Origin of the sequence: Flavobacterium terrae, from assembly GCF_900142035.1 — a bacterium.
GTDB lineage: Bacteria > Bacteroidota > Bacteroidia > Flavobacteriales > Flavobacteriaceae > Flavobacterium > Flavobacterium terrae.
This window is the reverse complement of the sequence record NZ_FQZI01000001.1, coordinates 803,875-822,421: the sequence shown is the minus strand read 5'-3', so window position 1 is coordinate 822,421 and position 18,547 is coordinate 803,875. Positions and strand designations below refer to the sequence as shown.

At 33.8% G+C, this 18,547-nt stretch carries 10 protein-coding genes; 4 read left to right on the top strand and 6 right to left on the bottom strand.

All coding sequences use genetic code 11. The features are described from left to right. Position 1: 1 nt before the first annotated feature. The 6 genes from BUC09_RS03680 to BUC09_RS03655 all read right to left on the bottom strand — a co-directional run bounded on the left by BUC09_RS03680 (position 2) and on the right by BUC09_RS03655 (position 9,560). Complete coding sequence (locus tag BUC09_RS03680) at positions 2-1,840, bottom strand: alpha-amylase family glycosyl hydrolase (RefSeq protein WP_073308782.1); 1,839 nt, start codon at positions 1,838-1,840, stop codon at positions 2-4. A 69-nt stretch (positions 1,841-1,909) separates the two neighbouring features. Continuing rightward, positions 1,910-4,024, bottom strand: coding sequence for a glycoside hydrolase family 97 protein (locus tag BUC09_RS03675; RefSeq protein WP_073308780.1), 2,115 nt, complete (start codon positions 4,022-4,024; stop codon positions 1,910-1,912). Positions 4,025-4,028: 4 nt separating this feature from the next. After that, positions 4,029-6,320, bottom strand: coding sequence for a glycoside hydrolase family 65 protein (locus tag BUC09_RS03670; protein WP_073308778.1), 2,292 nt, complete (start codon positions 6,318-6,320; stop codon positions 4,029-4,031). An 18-nt stretch (positions 6,321-6,338) separates the two neighbouring features. Then, positions 6,339-6,995 (bottom strand): beta-phosphoglucomutase, encoded by a 657-nt coding sequence (gene pgmB / locus BUC09_RS03665; protein WP_073308776.1) that lies wholly within the window; start codon positions 6,993-6,995, stop codon positions 6,339-6,341. Further along, the gene (locus BUC09_RS03660; RefSeq protein WP_073308774.1) at positions 6,995-8,353 is read right to left on the bottom strand and encodes an MFS transporter; all 1,359 of its coding nucleotides are present in this window, start codon (positions 8,351-8,353) and stop codon (positions 6,995-6,997) included. Before BUC09_RS03660 ends, pgmB begins: the two co-directional genes overlap by 1 nt. A 190-nt stretch (positions 8,354-8,543) precedes the next feature. Continuing rightward, positions 8,544-9,560, bottom strand: coding sequence for a LacI family DNA-binding transcriptional regulator (locus tag BUC09_RS03655; protein ID WP_073308772.1), 1,017 nt, complete (start codon positions 9,558-9,560; stop codon positions 8,544-8,546). 227 nt (positions 9,561-9,787) lie between these two features. Between BUC09_RS03655 and BUC09_RS03650 the strand changes: the two genes are divergently transcribed. The 4 genes from BUC09_RS03650 to BUC09_RS03635 are packed head-to-tail and all read left to right on the top strand — an operon-like array spanning position 9,788 to position 18,418. Further along, positions 9,788-12,841, top strand: coding sequence for a SusC/RagA family TonB-linked outer membrane protein (locus tag BUC09_RS03650; protein WP_073308770.1), 3,054 nt, complete (start codon positions 9,788-9,790; stop codon positions 12,839-12,841). Between the two features lie 9 nt (positions 12,842-12,850). Beyond that, positions 12,851-14,413 carry a RagB/SusD family nutrient uptake outer membrane protein gene (locus BUC09_RS03645; RefSeq protein WP_073308768.1) on the top strand — a complete coding sequence of 521 codons (1,563 nt, stop codon included), beginning with the start codon at positions 12,851-12,853 and terminating at the stop codon, positions 14,411-14,413. A 19-nt stretch (positions 14,414-14,432) separates the two neighbouring features. Then, positions 14,433-15,488 (top strand): SusE domain-containing protein, encoded by a 1,056-nt coding sequence (locus BUC09_RS03640; RefSeq protein ID WP_073308767.1) that lies wholly within the window; start codon positions 14,433-14,435, stop codon positions 15,486-15,488. A gap of 47 nt (positions 15,489-15,535) precedes the next feature. Then, a complete protein-coding gene (locus BUC09_RS03635) occupies positions 15,536-18,418 on the top strand; it encodes an alpha-amylase family glycosyl hydrolase (RefSeq protein WP_073308766.1) in 2,883 nt (960 codons plus the stop codon). The last annotated feature ends 129 nt before the right edge of the window (positions 18,419-18,547 follow it).

The following is an 18,547-nucleotide window of genomic DNA, read 5'->3' as shown; positions in this document are numbered from 1 at the left end:
TTTATTTTTTTAATTCAATTATCATTGAAGATTTCGCATCAATAGATAATTCGTTTTTAAGTTCTACATTTTTATCCGAAATCACTTCATAACCTGAAGTAAAACCTGCTAAATTTTCTTCGAATCGTGACAAGTTTATTTTCTGATTATCGGCTGCATTGTTTATCACAACCATCACTGATTCCTTATCATTGTGGCGAAAATACACATAAACATTGTTTTCTGGAATATAATGCGTGAGTTTTCCTGTGTGAATTACTGATTTTGATTTTCTCCAGTTTAAAAGTTTTTTAGTAAAATTGAAGAATTGATTTTGCTCTGACGTTCTTCCAGAAGTAGTAAAAGCATTATTAGAATCACCAGTCCATCCACCAGGAAAATCTTGACGGATGTCAGCATCTCCCTTGCCTTTATCGCCAGACATACCAATTTCTGAACCGTAATACAATTGCGGAATTCCACGCATGGTTGCCATGATTGTCATTCCTAACTGGTATTTTTTAAAATCATTTTTATAAATCTGGTTAAAACGACCTGTATCGTGATTCTCTAAGAAAATCAACAAATTATTTGGATTAGCATACAAGAAATCATTCGCAAAATTTTCATAGAATTTGATCGTTCCATTACTCCAGTCAGCTCTATCTTCATTAAAAACATTTCCAAAAACATCATGTAACGTAAAATCCATTACACTTGGCAAGTACGAATTATAACTTTGAATTTTTGAAATCGGGCTATCCTTTTGCCAATACGAAATTTGCGCTTGGTCGTGCATCCAAACTTCACCTACTATATTGAAATAAGGGTATTCATCCGTAATTGCCTTCGTCCATTTTGCGATTCCATCTTTATCATTATACGAATAGGTATCTACACGAAAACCATCTAAATCAGCATATTCAATCCACCAAATCGCATTTTGAATTAGATAATTCAACACCAAAGGATTTGATTGGTTTAAGTCGGGCATACTTGGCACAAACCATCCATCCATACAATATTTTGCATCACGTTTTGAGCCATTAATATCATATTGTGTTGTCATGCGGTAATTGCTTTGTGCATAACCCGGAAACTGATGGAACCAATCATAAGTCGGCATGTCTTTGAACATCCAATGTTCAGCTCCCCAATGATTGGTCACATAGTCCATAACTAACTTCATGTCTTTTTTATGCATTTCAGTAGCCAACTGTTTGTATTCTTCATTGGTTCCGTAACGCGCATCTATTTTGTACACATCCGATTGACCATAGGTGTGATACGAATAGCCTTTATCGTTGTCTTCGCACAAAGGTGTACTCCAAATGGTTGTAGCACCTAATTCTTTGATATAATCTAAATGATTGATGATTCCTGCGATATCACCTCCGTGTCTTCCGCCAGGTAAACTTCTGTTGGCTTTTTCCTGCAATTCTGAAGAAGAATCATTGTTTGAGTTTCCGTTAGCAAATCGGTCGGGCATTAACAAATACATCACATCCGATGCATCGTAGCTTTTACGTAAAGCCGAATTTTCTCTTCTAATTTTGATTTCGTAATTTCTTTTGAATGATTTTTTACCATTGACAAACGTAAATTGCAATTGCTGTGCTTTTACATTTTTAGTATCAATGGTCACAAAAATATAGTTTGGATTTTCGGTTTTAGTCACATTGGTAACAACCACATTATTTGAAACTGAAACCGAATTTTGCGCAATGTTTTTACCATAAAACAAAATCTGAACTTCACTCTTGTTCATTCCTTCATACCAAAAAGGAGGTTCCACTCTATCAATTTGAGCTGATAGAGAAATTGTGAATAATGTGATAAAAATGTATATTATTTTTTTCATAATTATGATTCTGTAAAGCACATTAACTATATGAGATTCCTCCTTGCGTCGGAATGACAAACGGAATGTTTATTTAATTTCTTTAATACTAATTCCGAAACCTCCTCCAGCTGCTGTTTTTAATTGCAGTTTGGTTTTATTCGTTACTTTTTGTTTGGTGATTTTGTAAGCTTGGGGATTCGTTTTATAATCAGCATTTTCAGCATCTGCATAGATTGTAGCTTCGTATTTTTTACCTTTTTCTAGGAAATCCATATTAATTGTAGCTGTTCTAGCATTGTAACCGTTGGAATTCCCAACATACCAATCGTTTGATTTTTTGTCTTTTCTAGCAATTGTTAAGTAATAACCAGGCTCAGCTTCTAAATATTTTGAAGTAGCCCAATCCACAGGAACATCTTTAATAAATTGGAACGCATCTAAAAAACGGTTGTAATTTTCAGGTAAATCGGCAGCCATTTGCAAAGGACTATACATAACAACATATAAACCTAATTGGTTAGCTAATGTTGTATTTACTTGCGAATTATTTCCTGGATTTACTTTAGAAATATTTGTTTCAAAGATTCCTGGTGTATAATCCATTGGTCCACCCATTAATCTTGTAAAAGGTAAAATGGTAGTATGATTTGCTTTTGATCCGCCAAATGCCTGAAATTCTGTTCCACGAGCTGCTTCATTTCCAATCATATTTGGATACGTTCTGCAAATACCTGTAGGACGAACCGCTTCATGTGCATTAATCATAATTTTATAATCAGCTGCTTTTTCAACTACATATTGGTAATGATTTAATATGGATTGACTGTAATGATGCTCGCCTAAAGGCAAAATATTACCTACATAACCTGTTTTAGCTGCTTCGTAACCATTGTCATTCATGAATTTGAATGCTTTATCTAAATGACGCTCGTAATTTCTTGTAGAGCCTGAAGTTTCATGATGCATGATCATTTTAATTCCTTTTGACTTTGCATACTCATGAATACCTTTTACATCAAAATCTGGATATGGCGTTACGAAATCGAACACATAATCTTTTTCGTGTCCAAACCAGTCTTCCCAACCTTCATTCCAACCTTCCACCAATACACCGTCAAAGCCATGTAAAGCTGCAAAATCAATATATTCTTTTACATGTTTTGTATTGGCAGCATGTTTCCCGTTAGGTTTTGTTTTTGTAAAATCAGTTACTCCTAAATGTACCGAAGGAACCTCATCGGTATATGCCCAAGAACTTCTACCCGTAATCATTTCCCACCAAACACCAACATATTTTACTGGTTTGATCCATGAAGTATCTTCAATTTTTGATGGTTCATTTAAATTCAATGTCATACGTGATGCCAAAACATCACGAGCATCATCACTTACAATTATTGTTCTCCAAGGTGACACACAAGGTGTTTGCAAATAACCTTTATTCCCTTTTGCATCTGGCGTTAAGTGTGATTGAAAAACAAAATTTTTGTCGTCTAAATTCAAGTGCATGCATGAATAATTAATCAAAGCCGCTTCGTGAATGTTGATGTATAATCCATCGGCTGTTTTCATCATTAATGATGTTTGTACACCTGTATCAGAAAATTGTTTTTGAGAGGCATTATCTGTAACTGCTTTTTTAAACAAACCTCTTATTTCTGAAAGCTTACTTTCGGTGTAATCGTATTCTTGTGTATCATAATCGCCTGGAATCCAAAATGCGGTATGATTTCCTGTCATGGCAAATTCGGTACGTTCTTCTTTTACGATGAAATACGTCAGATTCTTTTGTTCCGGAAATTCATATCTAAATCCTAATCCTTCATTAAATAATCTGAATTTTATAATAATATCTCTGTCGGTAGTATTTTGTTTCAGTCGTATAGCTAATTCATTGTAATGGTTTTGAATTGAATTCTCTTCGCCCCAAACCGGCTTCCAAGTTTCGTCGAAAGTACTTTCTTTGGCCTCAACAATTTTAAAATCATTCAACAATGATTTAGCATCTTTTTGCAATTCCAATCCCAGCTTACTTGGTTTTACAACTTCTTTATTTTTATAAAAAAGTTGATATGATGGTGTCCCATCATTGGCCAAAGCAAATTTAATTTTAAAATTCCCATTAGGAGAAACTAACTCCTGAGCTTGTAAACTACAAAATGACAAAAACAGTATGACTACTGAAACAAAATTTTTAAACATAATATTAATTTTTGATTAATTGTGATGTCCCATTTACAATGACTTCAAGCGAGTTATCACCCTCTACAGAAACTTTTGTTTCTTGATGGTTCACCTCAACTTTCACAATTGAATTTCTAAAATTTACTTTGAATGAATAACCTTCCCATTGAGCTGGGATTCTTGGTTCGAAAGTCAGTTGGTCTTTTTTAACACGCATTCCTCCAAAACCTTCCACTATACTCATCCAAGTTCCTGCCATTGAGGTAATATGCAAACCTTCATGTACTTCTTTGTTATAATCATCTAAATCCAAACGAGATGTTCGTAAATAAAATGTATAGGCCTGCTCCATACGGCCTAAAACGGCAGCTTGAATTGAATGCACACAAGGCGACAATGAACTTTCGTGAACAGTAAACGGTTCGTAGAAATCAAAATGACGTTCCAATTCTTCTTTTGAGAAATGATCTTCAAAGAAATAGAAACCTTGCAATGTATCGGCTTGTTTAATATACGGCGAACGTAAAATACGATCCCAAGACCATTTTTGATTAATAGGTCGTTGTGATTTATCTAAATCGGCCACTGTGATAAGTTCTTTGTCCAAGAAACCGTCTTGTTGCAGATACACATGATGCTCTTTTGAATACGGGAAATACATGTTATTCGCAACTTCTTTCATGCTTTGCATTTCCTCATTTTGAAGATTTACTTTTTGCATCACACGAGCATAATCATCTGCATAATGCTCTTTTACTTTTTCGATTTGTTCTAACGTATAGCTAATACACCATTTGGCAATATAATTAGTATACCAATTGTTATTTACGTTATTTTCATATTCATTAGGACCTGTAACACCTAGAATCACATATTGTCCTTTTTTAGTAGAATAGGTCGCTCTTTGATGCCAAAAACGTGCAATTCCAATTAAGACTTCCAATCCTTTTTCTGGAATATAGCTATAATCACCTGTATAACGATAGTAATTATAAATTGCAAAAGCGATCGCACCATTACGATGAATTTCTTCAAATGTGATTTCCCATTCGTTGTGGCATTCTTCTCCATTCATAGTAACCATTGGATACAAAGCCGCTCCGTTTTTGAAACCTAACTTTTCAGCATTTTCAATCGCTTTATCTAATTGGTTATAACGGTATGCCAGCAAATTTCTCGCTACCTGCTGGTCTTTGGTCGCCATGTAAAACGGAATACAATAGGCTTCGGTATCCCAATACGTAGATCCACCGTATTTTTCGCCTGTGAATCCTTTTGGACCAATATTTAAACGAGAGTCTTTTCCTAAATAGGTTTGGTTTAACTGGAAAATATTAAAACGAATACCTTGTTGAGCCTTAACATCACCATCAATGGTAATATCACTCATTTCCCAGATTTTTGCCCAAGCTTGTTTTTGATTATTCGATAAAGCAACAAAGCCTAACACATTGGCTTTTGCCAAAATTGCTTGTGCCGCAGGAATTAAATTATCTAAAGAATGATTGGTAGAAACGGTATATCCGCCCAGTTTTTGAATACTGGCAGTTTGTCCTTTTGTTAACCCAACTTCATACGAAAAAATGATTTTATCTATGCTTTCTTCTACATTATCGTGAATTCCTTCTTGCAGAACACCATCAATATAGATACTGTTTTGCATGAAAGTCGTTGCCGTAAAATGTGTTTTGAAAGTTCGTGCTGTCACAAAAGCCTGATTATCGCCATGTTTCACTCCTTTTGGTTCCCAGAATTTCTCTTCCCAGTTGGTATCTTCGTTTTCAATTCCGGCATCTAAGAAAGGTTTGAATACAATTTTTGCTTCTTTGCTTTTTGAAGTAACTTGATAATTAATAACCCCTAATTCATCAATATTAAGGGAAAGAAATCTAGTAACATTAACACTTATCTCGGTTCCATTTTGTAAAACTGCATCGAAAGAGCGATAATAGATACCTTCTTTCATATTCAATTCACGTCTAAAATTCGAAACCGATTGGCATTTTGCCAAATCTAAATTTTCTCCGTTTATCTCTACATTGATTCCTATCCAATTGGGTGCATTCAATACTTTTGCAAAATATTCTGGATAACCGTTTTTCCACCATCCCACTTTAGTTTTATCAGGATAATAAACCCCTGCGATATAACTTCCTTGAAATGTTTTACCTGAATACGCTTCTTCAAAATTAGCACGCTGCCCCATAGCACCATTACCAATACTGAACAAACTTTCAGATGATTTTACTCTGTCTGCATCAAATCCTTCCTCAATGATGGACCAATTATCAGGTTTTATATAATCTTGGTTCATTTTTTTAAATCTTAATTCTTATTTTTTAATCAGTGTTTCGATAAAACTAGTATCCATGTGCAAGAAATTTGGAAAACAATATTTTGCTTCCTTTAGCACATTTTTTTCACCAATTCCAATGCTAAGCATACCTGCGATATTGGCTGCTTGTATACCTGCCACTGAGTCTTCGAAAACAATCGCATTCTCGTTACTAACACCTAACAATTTTGAAGCTCTAACAAAAACTTCTGGATCTGGTTTGGCATTTGTCACGTCGTTACCATCTACTATAACATCAAAAAAATGTAATAGCCCAACTTTTTCAAGAATAGGCCTTGCATTTTTACTAGCCGATCCTAATGCAATGTGTTGACCATTTTCTTTAATAAATTCTAAAGTTTCTCTAACCGCTGGCAAAATTTCAGATTCGTCCATTTTTTCAATATATGATAGATAATCTTCATTTTTTTGTGTTAGCCACTTCTGTTTTTCTTCCTCAGATGCAGTTACATTGCCTAATTGTAAAATTATTTCTAGAGAACGTACTCTGCTAACTCCTTTTAGTTCCTCGTTGTGTTCAGGTGTAAATAAAATATCTAAACTATCTGCTAATTTTTGCCAAGCCATAAAATGATACTTGGCCGTATCTACAATTACACCATCTAAATCAAATATGAAAGCTTTTTTACTCATTACCCTTTTATTACTCTTTCTTCAGTGATTAAAAAATTACTAATTCCTGCTAGAACAAGTGATGAACCTGCTAATAACATTGGCGCAATTGCTGTTTCGCCAAACAATCTTGAAAGACTGTTTACACCTCCCAATGCAGCAATGATTTGAGGAATTACAATAAACATATTGAATAGTCCCATCATCATTCCCATTTTGTTTTCATCAACAGAACTTGAAAGCATGGCATATGGCATTGATAATATGCTACCCCAAGAAAGTCCAATTAGCAAGAAACATACATTAAGCATAGATTGATCTTTAATAACACCCATCAATAAAAATCCTAATCCACCTGCAACTAAAGAGAACATATGAACATATTTTCTATTCACACTTCTTTTAGCAGCATAAAAAGTTAAAAACAATGCAAAAGCCATTGATGACAAACCATACAAGCCCATTGCAGAACCTACTTTATCTGAAGCGGTTTGGAACAATTTATTTGCAGCATCAAATGCTTCTTGCTGTCCTGCAATTGCAAAATTAAAAGCTTCCTTGTTTGGCGCAGGAGCATTAAAAATATGTTCTGTTAATGCTGGAGTAGCCATACTCCACATTGTAAAAAAAGCGAACCAACTAAAAAACTGGATTACTCCCAATTTTTTCATAGTGGATGGCATTAATCTCAATGATTGAAATAAATCTTTAAAAAAAGTATTTTCCTTTTTTTGTGACTTAAAAGCTTCTAAATCTTTTGGAGGATATTCTTTTGTAGTTAAAATGGTATAAAGAATACTAATTAAAAAAACCAAGGCACCTATTCCGAATGCGATTTTTACATATTCAGGAATAACCCCAGGAGCAGCTGTATCTTCAAATCCCATTTTATTAACCAACCAAGGTAAATTTGAAGCAATCCAAGTTCCAATACCAATAATTAGAGTTTGCAATACAAATCCATATGATCTTTGCGAATCTGGCAATTTATCAGCAACTAAAGCCCTAAAAGGCTCCATACTAATATTTATGGACGCATCTAGAATCCATAGAAAACCTGCTGCAATCCACAAAGTAGATGAATAAGGAACAAAAAACAGAGCAAATGAACTTAAAATAGCTCCAATTAAGAAATAAGGTTTACGACGACCAAAGCGTGTTGACCATGTGTTATCACTTAAATAACCAATGATAGGCTGAACTATTAATCCAGTCAAAGGCGCTGCAATCCACAGTCCTGGTATATCGTGTGACTCTGCCCCTAATGTTTGGAAAATTCTTGACATAAATCCTCCTTGCAAGGCAAAACCAAACTGAATCCCTAAGAAACCGAAACTCATGTTCCAAATCTCCCAGAAACCTAATTTACGCTTTTCCATTATCGTAATTTAAAGTTTATACTACGATAAGCGTTATGTGCTTATCAATACATATTTTTAGTTTCGAAGTAAAAAAGTATGTGCTTGATAATATTAACGTAAATATAATAAAGATTTAAATTAGTTGTATACGCTAAAAATGGAATACCCTTAAAAATAAGGCACTACAACGTTATAGTCTTAATAACTTTTATTTTGTCGACTCTCTTTCTACTAGATGTGTGTCTACAATTTCTGTAGTATAAAACTCATCTTCTTCATCATTTTCTAGTCTATCAATAAGTAATTTGGCCGCTTTTTGCCCCATAATAACCCCGTCTTGACTAACAGTTGTAATTGAAGGTGTGGAATAATTTGAAATAATCCCATCTGTAAATCCAATTACTGATAAATCTTCTGGAACTCTCTTACCTAACTTTCTTGCTGCTTTTATTGCAGTAACAGCAAAAAGTTCATTTACAGCAAAAATACCGTCTATATCATTTTCTTTTATGTATTTCTCTATTTCAATTGCGCAATTGTCAATATCTTCAATTTTTAAAATGAGTTCATCCTTAACAATTAGATTGTTTTGTCTAAGTGCCTGCATGTAACCATCAGTTCTGTACTTCCCTACACTTACATAATCTACAGTAGTAATTAAACCTATTTTCTTTTCTCCTTTAAATATTAGATAGTTAACCGCATCTTGAGCCGCAGTTTTGTCATCAATAATTACTTTATCACAAAATATGTCATTCGTAATTCGGTCAAACATTACAACAGGCATACCTTGATTAATAACCTCTTGTATGTGATGAAAATCTCCTTTAGACTGGGTTCCTTTTGATAAAGACATAATAAAACCATCTATACTGCCTCCAGCAAGCATCTCCATGTTGATCACTTCTTTATCAAATGACTCATCTGAAAGACAAACAATAACATTATATCCATTTTCATTCGCAACACTTTCTATACCACTAATAACAGTAGCAAAAAAATGATGCACAATTTCAGGTATTATTACCGCTATAGTCTTAGTTTTTCTATTCTTCAAACTCAAAGCAATGTTATTAGGTTTAAAATTATACAATTTTGCAAAAGCTTGTACTTTTTCGCGAGTGTCCTCACTAATTTCTGTGCTATTTCTTAACGATTTAGAAACCGTTGATATTGAGACATCTAACTCTTTAGCAATTTGTTTTAAAGTGATTTTCTTTTTCATTAATAGTTTTTAGAAAATAGTGATTCTAAAATAAAAGTAAATTATATTTTTTGGAATGGCAATTTTACCTACAAAAAAATGATTTTTATCAAAAGTTTTTAACACGAAAACGTTTTCGGTGCACAATTAACAAGTGTTCGTGAAATTTATTAGAAATTTTAACTAAATTTAACAATCGAAGTAAAAAATATGTGTTTTAAAATCAATTTTTAACCTAAACAAATTGTATGAAAACATTGTATAATAAGTTTTTACTTTTACTACTCATGCTACCAGCTACTTTGCTCGCTCAGAGTAAGTTATCAGGAATTGTTACCGACAAAAAATTAGGCGAACCATTACCTGGAGTAAATGTACTTGTAAAAGGAACAACTAATGGAGTTTCCACAGGATTTGACGGAAGCTTTACATTAACAAATTTAAAACAAGGAGATATTATCACCTTTTCCTATTTAGGATTCACAGAAGAAGCAATCACCTTCACTGGACAAAACAATATCACAGTAGGCCTACAAGAATCATCTTCTAAATTAGATGAAGTAGTTGTGATTGGTTATGGTTCTGTTAAAAAGAAAGACGCTACTGGATCAGTAGATTTAATTACAAGTAAAGACTTTAACAAAGGACCGGTTGTTTCTGTAGATCAGTTACTAACTGGTAAAGCTCCTGGAGTTAGAATTACTACTGCGGGTGGAGCACCAGATTCTGCGCCTAATATTCGTATTCGTGGAGGATCATCTTTAAGTGCACAAAACAATCCACTCATTGTAATAGACGGCGTGCCAATCGATTTGGTTAATGCTGCTGGAAATGGTAATCCACTTTCATTAGTAAACCCTAATGACATTGAAACTTTCAGCATTTTAAAAGATGCTTCTGCAACTGCAATATATGGTTCAAGAGCTTCAAACGGAATTATCATCATTACAACTAAAAAGGGAACTTCTGGCAAGCCTGAATTTAATTTCTCAAGTAGCGTAGCTATAGGTAATGCTAGAGATAGAGTTAAAATGATGGGAGGTCCCGAATTTGCAGAATTTGTTAGAAATAACTTTCCTACGTTAACCAACAATTTAGGTATTGATGACCCAAGTAATACGTTAACAGATGACCCATCAACCCCACAAATTGAAGGAAGAATTTTGTATGACACAAACTGGCAAGATGCCATATACCAAAACTCTGTAACATCTGACAATCATTTTAGTGCTAGAGCTAATTTATTCAAAAAAATACCTTTCAGAGCTTCTGTAGGCTATACAAATGCTGAAGGATTGGTTAGAACTAATGAATTCGAAAGAGTTACAACTTCATTAAAAATGAACCCTACCCTTTTAGACAATCATCTTAAAATAGATTTTAATGCTAAAGGGCAATGGTCAGAAAAAAACACCATTGATGAAGGTGGAATTTTTGGCGGTGCAATAAATATGGATCCAACAAAACCAGTTTATGCTTCAAGTCCAAATAATATATTTGGAGGATACTATCAAGGATATCGATTCGATACAGGTTTAAATGCTTATACTCTTGACGGACCTACAAACCCATTAGCTATTATTGAACAAAGAAAAAGACCTGAGGAAATTAAAAAGGTTTTAGGAAATGTTGAATTTGATTACAAACTTCACTTTTTCCCAGATTTAAGAGCTGTTCTAAATCTAGGAATTGAAGCATCAAGATCAAACATCAAAGAAGAATACTTTGGAAATGCAATTCAAACATACAGACCTCAAAGTGGTGGCATATTTAATCCAGGGGTAAATTATAGTGAAAGACAACATATCACAAATAAAACAATGGATGGCTATTTAGTTTACACAAAAGAACTAAATGGATTTTTGAAAAAATTTGACATACAAGGTGGCTATTCTTATCAAAACTTTAAAAATGACGGAAATCAAACCAGATACCAATACAATGCTACAACTGGTTTAAGAGAAGTAGTCATTAACGCTCAAAATCCAACTAATAGATATTATAATGTTCTAAACTTGCAATCATTCTTTGGAAGAGCTAACATTGATTTAGCAAATAAATATTTATTTACTTTTTCTTACAGAGCAGATGGATCCTCACTTTTTAGAGAAAACAAACGTTGGGGTTATTTCCCTTCTGCAGCTTTTGCTTGGAAAATTAATGATGAGTCTTTCTTAAAAGAAAATAAAATTGTAGACAATCTAAAACTTCGATTTGGCTGGGGTAAAACTGGTCAACAAGATATCACAGGAGCCGTGGGATATTATCCATCAGTTCCATTGTTTAGTGCTGCAGGAAGTAGTAGTCAGTATTTACCTGGCTTTAACTCATATTCAGCTTTACCATTTGATCCAAATTTAACTTGGGAAAAAACAACTACTTATAATGTTGGACTAGATTTTGGTCTATTTAAAGACATTATATCAGGAAGTGTTGATCTTTACAAACGAAAAACAGATGATCTTTTAGCTAGAGTTCAAGCTTCGCCTGGCCAATCCCTTACAAACGAGTTTGTTTCAAATGTAGGGTCCACTGAAGGAGAAGGTGCAGAAGCAAGTTTAAGCATTAAACCTATATCTAATGATAACTTTACTTGGGAATTAAATGGAAATCTTGCATTTAATCATTCAGAAGTTACTGACTTAAAAGGAAGAAGTTCTGTATCTGCAGATGAATCTGGATTACCAATAGGAACAGGTGTTAGATTAGCTAGACATGCAGTAGGTTTTCAACCCTATTCAGCCTGGGTTTTTGAACAAATTTACGATTCAAACGGAAAACCAATTGAAGGTGCATTTGTAGACAGAAATAACGACAATGTAATTAATGATGAAGATAGAGTATATAGAGCAATGCGTCCCAACTGGACATTTGGTTTTGGTACAACTGTTACTTATAAAAACATTGATTTAACTGCTAGTTTTAGAGGTCAAGTTGGAGGTTTAACTTACAATGCTAGAGCAATGCAAAGCGGTAATGCTAATCAAGTAGTTCCAGTAAATAGTAATGCTTTGACTAATATTCTAAGTGGAGAAACATTATTTCAAGACAATAATGACCCGCGTTATTTTTCAGATTATTTCCTTGAAGATGCCAGTTTCCTGAGATGTGAAAACATTACGTTAGGATATAAAGTAAACAATGCTATTAAAAATGGATCATTACGTCTTTATGTTGCTGCAAACAACTTGTTTTTAGTTACTAAATATTCGGGACAAGATCCAGAAAATTTTAACGCAATTGATAATAATTTCTATCCAAGACCACAAGTATATAGTTTTGGTGTAAATGTTAATTTTTAAGAATTGAAAATGAAAAACATAAAATTAAAACTCATAGGATTTAGCTTAATTGGATTGCTATTCACCTCTTGTTTAGATGAATTAGAAACAAAACCAGTAGTTGAGTTATCTTTAGAACAATTGCTAGCAAATGATCCACAAGCTATAGAAGGTCTCTTATCAAAAATGTATGGAACCTTTGCTTTATCAGGACCAAATGGCCCTGGAAGTGCTGATATTTCAGGGCCAGACCCTGGAGAAACTGCTTTTTTAAGAGGTATTATAAATCTTCAAGATTTTACCGCTGATGCCATTAAAAATAGATGGGGTGATGATGGACTTGATCAGTTAACAACAACCAAAGGTTGGACTCCGAACAATAAATTCTTCCGATATTTATACGATAGAGTATATTATACAGTTCCTCAAACTAATAATATAATTAAAGTTTTAGAAGAAGGAGTTGATGTTGCCAACGAAGAACAGTATGTTAGTGAATTACGTTTTTTAAGATCACTAGCTTATTACTATATGATTGATTGTTTTGGAAAAGGCGTTATTGTTACAGAAGACGACTTAGGAAACACGACTCCTAAACCACAAGCAACGCGTACAGAAATGTTTAACTTTGTAGAAAGTGAACTTTTAGATATTGAAGGGAAAATTTTTGCAACTAACACGTATGGTAGAGCTAACAAATCAGTTGTACGTATGTTGTTAGCAAAACTTTATATGAATGCTGAAGTGTATACTGGAACTTCAAGATATAACGATGCAGCTACATACATTAAAAAAGTAATTGATGAAGGTGGGTATAGTTTAGCTCCTAATTTCTTAGCTAATTTTTCAGGTGATAATAATACTTCTCCAGAAATCATTTTCCCTTTATTAGCTGATGCTGTATCTAGTCAAAGTTATGGTAATACAACATATATAGTTAATGGAAGTTTAAGCACTGACACCATGACCTTAAGTGATTATGGTGCATTACAAGGTTGGGGAGGTCATAGAGCTACAAAAGCTTGGTATGGTCTTTTTGGTAGCACACCTACTGCATTAGATGCATCTCCTGACTCAAGAGCACACCTTTTTTGGAAAAATGGACATTCATATGAAATGAATGATTATAAAGTTTGGACAAATGGTTATCCAGCAATAAAATTCAGAAATTCAAATCTTTCTGGTGCTTCGGGATCAACTGATTTTTCAGGTACTGATTTTCCATTATTTAGATTAGCAGATGCTTATTTAATGTATGCTGAATGTGCGCTTAGAGGAGCTACTGGAACTACAACTGCTCAAGGATTAACTTATGTAAATCAAGTGAGAACTAGAGCTGGTGCTTTACCGATAACTCTTGCTGAATTAAATTTAGATTTTATTATCGATGAAAGAGGTAGAGAATTAAACTTTGAAGGACACAGAAGAACTGATTTAATTCGTTTTGGAAAATTTGCCGGAAATACATATATCTGGCCATGGAAAGGTGGTGTTGCTGCCGGACAACCAATTTCTGCAACATACAACTTATTTCCAATTCCAACTACTGCTTTACAAGCTAACCCTAATTTAACACAAAACCCTGGCTATTAATTTTTTAATATAAAGAACAATGAAAAAAATATTTAAAATAGTTTCGATAATGGCTTTACTAGCAGGTTTTACTGCTTGTGAAGTAGAAGATAAAAATCCTGTTGTTGAACCAGGAGATGCTCCTGTTCTTGTATCACCAGAAGAAGGAACATCATACGTACTTGATCCTGCAAATCCTGCAAATCCTGCAATCACTGTAGTTTGGAACCATGCGAAGTACTCAGTAAATACTGAAGTAAACTATGATGTTGAAATCGCTCAAGCAGGTACTGATTTTGCTGATCCAAAATCATTACAAATAACGAATGCGAGACAAATTTCTTTAAGTAATGAACAGTTTAATGCTAAAGTTCTTGAAGCAGGACTAATCCCTTTTTCAGTTGGAGGTATAGACATTAGAGTAAAAGCTTCATTAGGAACTTCAAATGTAATGGAAGTTATTTCAAACAAATTAACTATCAACGTTACTCCTTTTACAACTGATTTGCCTAAACTTGCGGTTCCTGGAAATCATCAAGGTTGGGATCCTCCTACAGCACCTTTATTAGCTTCATCTGCTTATGGCGCAACTGATTACGAAGGATATGTGTGGTTAGACGGAGAATTTAAATTTGTAGCTCCTAATGCATCTGGTCAATTTGCTTGGGGTAATACAGACTATGGGGACGATGGAACTTTTGCAGGCGTTTTAGTAGAAACAAACGAATCAAACTGTCAAGCTTCTGCTGGATACTATTTAGTAAAAGCTAATACTGCTGCAGGAACTTATTCAACTGATCAAGCGAATTGGGCAATAACTGGTTCTGCAACTCCTAATGGATGGCCTGACCCAGCTCCAGATCACGATATGACTTATAACCCAACAACAAAAAAATGGGAAATTACAATTGCTTTAAGTGCTGGAGAATTCAAATTTAGAGCAAATAATGGTTGGTCATTAAATTTAGGTGCTGACAACGATGGTGATGATTCAATGGATTACGGAGGGCCTAATTTAACAGTTTCAACTCCTGGAACTTATACAGTAATTTTAGATTTAAGCAATCCTAGAAAATACACTTACAGTATACAGTAAACAAAAAAAAGGCTGGTTTGACCAGCTTTTTTTAACAAATACTCACAATGAAAAAAATTATACAACTATTTCTTTTTACTTTTTCAATTGGAATTTGGGCACAACAACAAAACATTAGTTATAATGTAAACCCAACTGCCTTTGAAGAAAACCAATCAATAACGTTAACTTTTCAAGGGAATTCAGTTAATGAAGCCACTTGGGGAGTAGTAGGAAATGCCTTGTATTTATGGGCTTGGTCATACGACATAAATGATTCTAACATTATTGATTGCCCAACAAATGGTACTTGGACCAACTCAAGTGAAACCAATAGATTGACTTATAATTCAGGAAACGATACTTATTCTATTACATTTATTCCCAACACATTTTATAACAGATCTAATATTGGTAGAATAGGTTTTCTAGTTAAAGCTAAAGATGGTACAGGTGACAAGAAAAGCCAAGATATGTTAGTTGAAGTTGGTTTATTCAATCTTAATTTGACTTCTCCGACTGAAAACTCAGCAACAATTATAACTTCGGGAAGTAACTTAACTATTTCTGCAAATAATACTAATGGCACAGCTAATTATAATCTAAAAGCTAATAATGTTAGTATTAATACCAGTAACGGTGTTTCAACATACAATTTTAATCACACTAACATTACTGCTAATACTTCTTATGTGCTTGAAGTAACGCAAGCAAGTGTTACAAAATCGAAAAAGTTTAGTGTAATTGTAAATCCTGGAATTATCTCTCAAGCTATGGCTGGAGGTTTAGAAGATGGTATCAATTACAACATTTCAGATCCAACTAAAGCAACTTTAGTTTTAACTGCACCAGGAAAAGATTTTGTATATGTTGCAGGAAGTTTCAACAACTATCAACCTACTGCTGCGTATGCTATGAAAAAAGACCCAACATCTGGAAAGTTTTGGCTTGAATTAAATGGTTTAACACCGGGACAAATTGAGCATTATCAATACTGGGTTGTAGATCAAACTCCAATTGCCAATTCACCTTCTTTAGTTAAAACAGCAGATCCTTTTTCAACTTTGGTATTATCACCTTATGATGATCCATGGACTCCATCTTCTACTTATCCTAACATGCCCGTTTACCCAGCTGGTCAGGAAAGAGAAGTAACCGTTTTACAAACTGGTCAAACAGCTTACCCGTGGAATAATACTTCATTTACAAAACCTAAAAAAGAAGATTTAATTGTTTATGAAGCATTAGTTAGAGATTTTGATTCTGACAGAAACTTTCAAGATTTAATTGATAAAATTGACTATTTCAAAAATTTGAAAATTAATGCCATTGAATTAATGCCTGTTATGGAATTTGAAGGAAATGAAAGTTGGGGCTATAACACTGCTTTCCATATGGCATTAGACAAACACTATGGCCCTTCAAACAAGCTCAAAGAACTTGTAGATTTATGCCATTCAAATGGTATTGCTGTAATTTTAGATATTGCATTAAATCACGCATTTGGAAGAAATCCAATGAATAGAATGTGGATGAATGATCCTGATGGCGATGGATGGGGAGATCCAAGCTCTGAGAATCCTTATTTCAACACGGTAGCAAGACATAGTTATAGTGTAGGTTCTGATTTTAATCACTCATCAACATTAACAAAAGACTATGTAAAAAGAGTAGCTAAACATTGGATTCAGGAATATAAGATTGATGGTTTCCGTTGGGATTTAACAAAAGGATTTACCCAAAATTGTACTGCTGGAGATGACTCTTGTACTAATTCTTACCAAGCTGATCGTGTAGCTATATTAAAAGAATATGTAGACCATTGCTGGTCATTAGATCCTACACATTATGCTATTTTTGAACACCTTGGTTCTGAAAACGAGGAAAAAGAATGGGCAAATTACCGAATAGCTGAAAACCCTAGTAAAGGCGTTATGATGTGGGGAGAAATGACTTCTCAATATGAAATTTTAATGAAAGGTAATGCAGGCGCTGATATAAGTGGTGTTGGCCATAAAAGTAGACCTACCTTTTTAGGCAAAAGATTATTAGGTTATCCTGAAAGTCATGATAAAGATCGTTTGATGTATACTGGACTTACTAGCGGTAATGCTGGAGGAGCATTCCCTGTATTTAATAATTTACCAAATGCATTAAACAGAATGTCAACGATTGGTGCTGTTTCAATACTAGTTCCTGGTCCTAAAATGATTTGGCATTTTGCTGAATTAGGTATGGATGATTCTATTTACACATGTACTAATGGCACTGTAAATACAGAAACTGACCCAACTTCTGGAGATTGTAAATTGGCCACTAAACCTCAACCACAATGGGTAGAAAATTGGTTAGCAGATGCAAATAGAAGTGCTATTTATAATAATTGGAGAAAGTTTAACATCCTTAAAACACAAGAAGCTGTTTTTGAAGGAGACTACACTATAAATAACGATGGTAGTACTGTAAAACAAAGACTTTATGTTTTTGACAATTCTTTACCGACTACAACCCTTAAAAACGTTGTTGTTTTAGCTAATTTTTCTGTAGCCAATTTGACTATTAATCCTAATTTCCCGTATACAGGAACATGGTACAATTTAATGGATGGTTCATCAATCAATGTAACCGACACACAAGCTGTGATTTCGGTACCTTCTGGTGGATTTAGAGTTTATGGTAATCAACCTGCTCAGAGTTTATCTACTCAGCAGTTTAACTTAGCAGATACAATAACATTGTACCCTAACCCATCAAGTGATTATTTTAATTTATCAGATTCTATCAAAACGGTAGAAATCTATACAATTACTGGTCAATTGGTAAAAAGCTACAAAGGTGGTTTTTCTTCTGAACAAAATTACTCTGTTTCTGAATTATCAAAAGGAGTGTATTTTGTAAAACTTACAGATGATGCAAATAGACAAGGAACAATAAAATTTATAAAAGAATAATTTAAGTTTGAGTTGATTAGTACCCCAATTCTATTACAAAAGGCTCTATTTGAGCCTTTTGTTTTATGTTAAATTTTACAAAATCATTTTTAAATCAAGATATTAATCGTAATATTGCGATATAATTTA

Excerpts from the sequence above, each read along its gene's own strand:
- BUC09_RS03680 (WP_073308782.1), bottom strand. The coding sequence starts at position 1,840 with ATGAAAAAAATAATATACATTTTTATCACATTATTCACAATTTCTCTA.
- BUC09_RS03675 (WP_073308780.1), bottom strand. The coding sequence starts at position 4,024 with ATGTTTAAAAATTTTGTTTCAGTAGTCATACTGTTTTTGTCATTTTGT.
- BUC09_RS03670 (WP_073308778.1), bottom strand. The coding sequence starts at position 6,320 with ATGAACCAAGATTATATAAAACCTGATAATTGGTCCATCATTGAGGAA.
- pgmB (WP_073308776.1), bottom strand. The coding sequence starts at position 6,995 with ATGAGTAAAAAAGCTTTCATATTTGATTTAGATGGTGTAATTGTAGAT.
- BUC09_RS03660 (WP_073308774.1), bottom strand. The coding sequence starts at position 8,353 with ATGGAAAAGCGTAAATTAGGTTTCTGGGAGATTTGGAACATGAGTTTC.
- BUC09_RS03655 (WP_073308772.1), bottom strand. The coding sequence starts at position 9,560 with ATGAAAAAGAAAATCACTTTAAAACAAATTGCTAAAGAGTTAGATGTC.
- BUC09_RS03650 (WP_073308770.1), top strand. The coding sequence starts at position 9,788 with ATGAAAACATTGTATAATAAGTTTTTACTTTTACTACTCATGCTACCA.
- BUC09_RS03645 (WP_073308768.1), top strand. The coding sequence starts at position 12,851 with ATGAAAAACATAAAATTAAAACTCATAGGATTTAGCTTAATTGGATTG.
- BUC09_RS03640 (WP_073308767.1), top strand. The coding sequence starts at position 14,433 with ATGAAAAAAATATTTAAAATAGTTTCGATAATGGCTTTACTAGCAGGT.
- BUC09_RS03635 (WP_073308766.1), top strand. The coding sequence starts at position 15,536 with ATGAAAAAAATTATACAACTATTTCTTTTTACTTTTTCAATTGGAATT.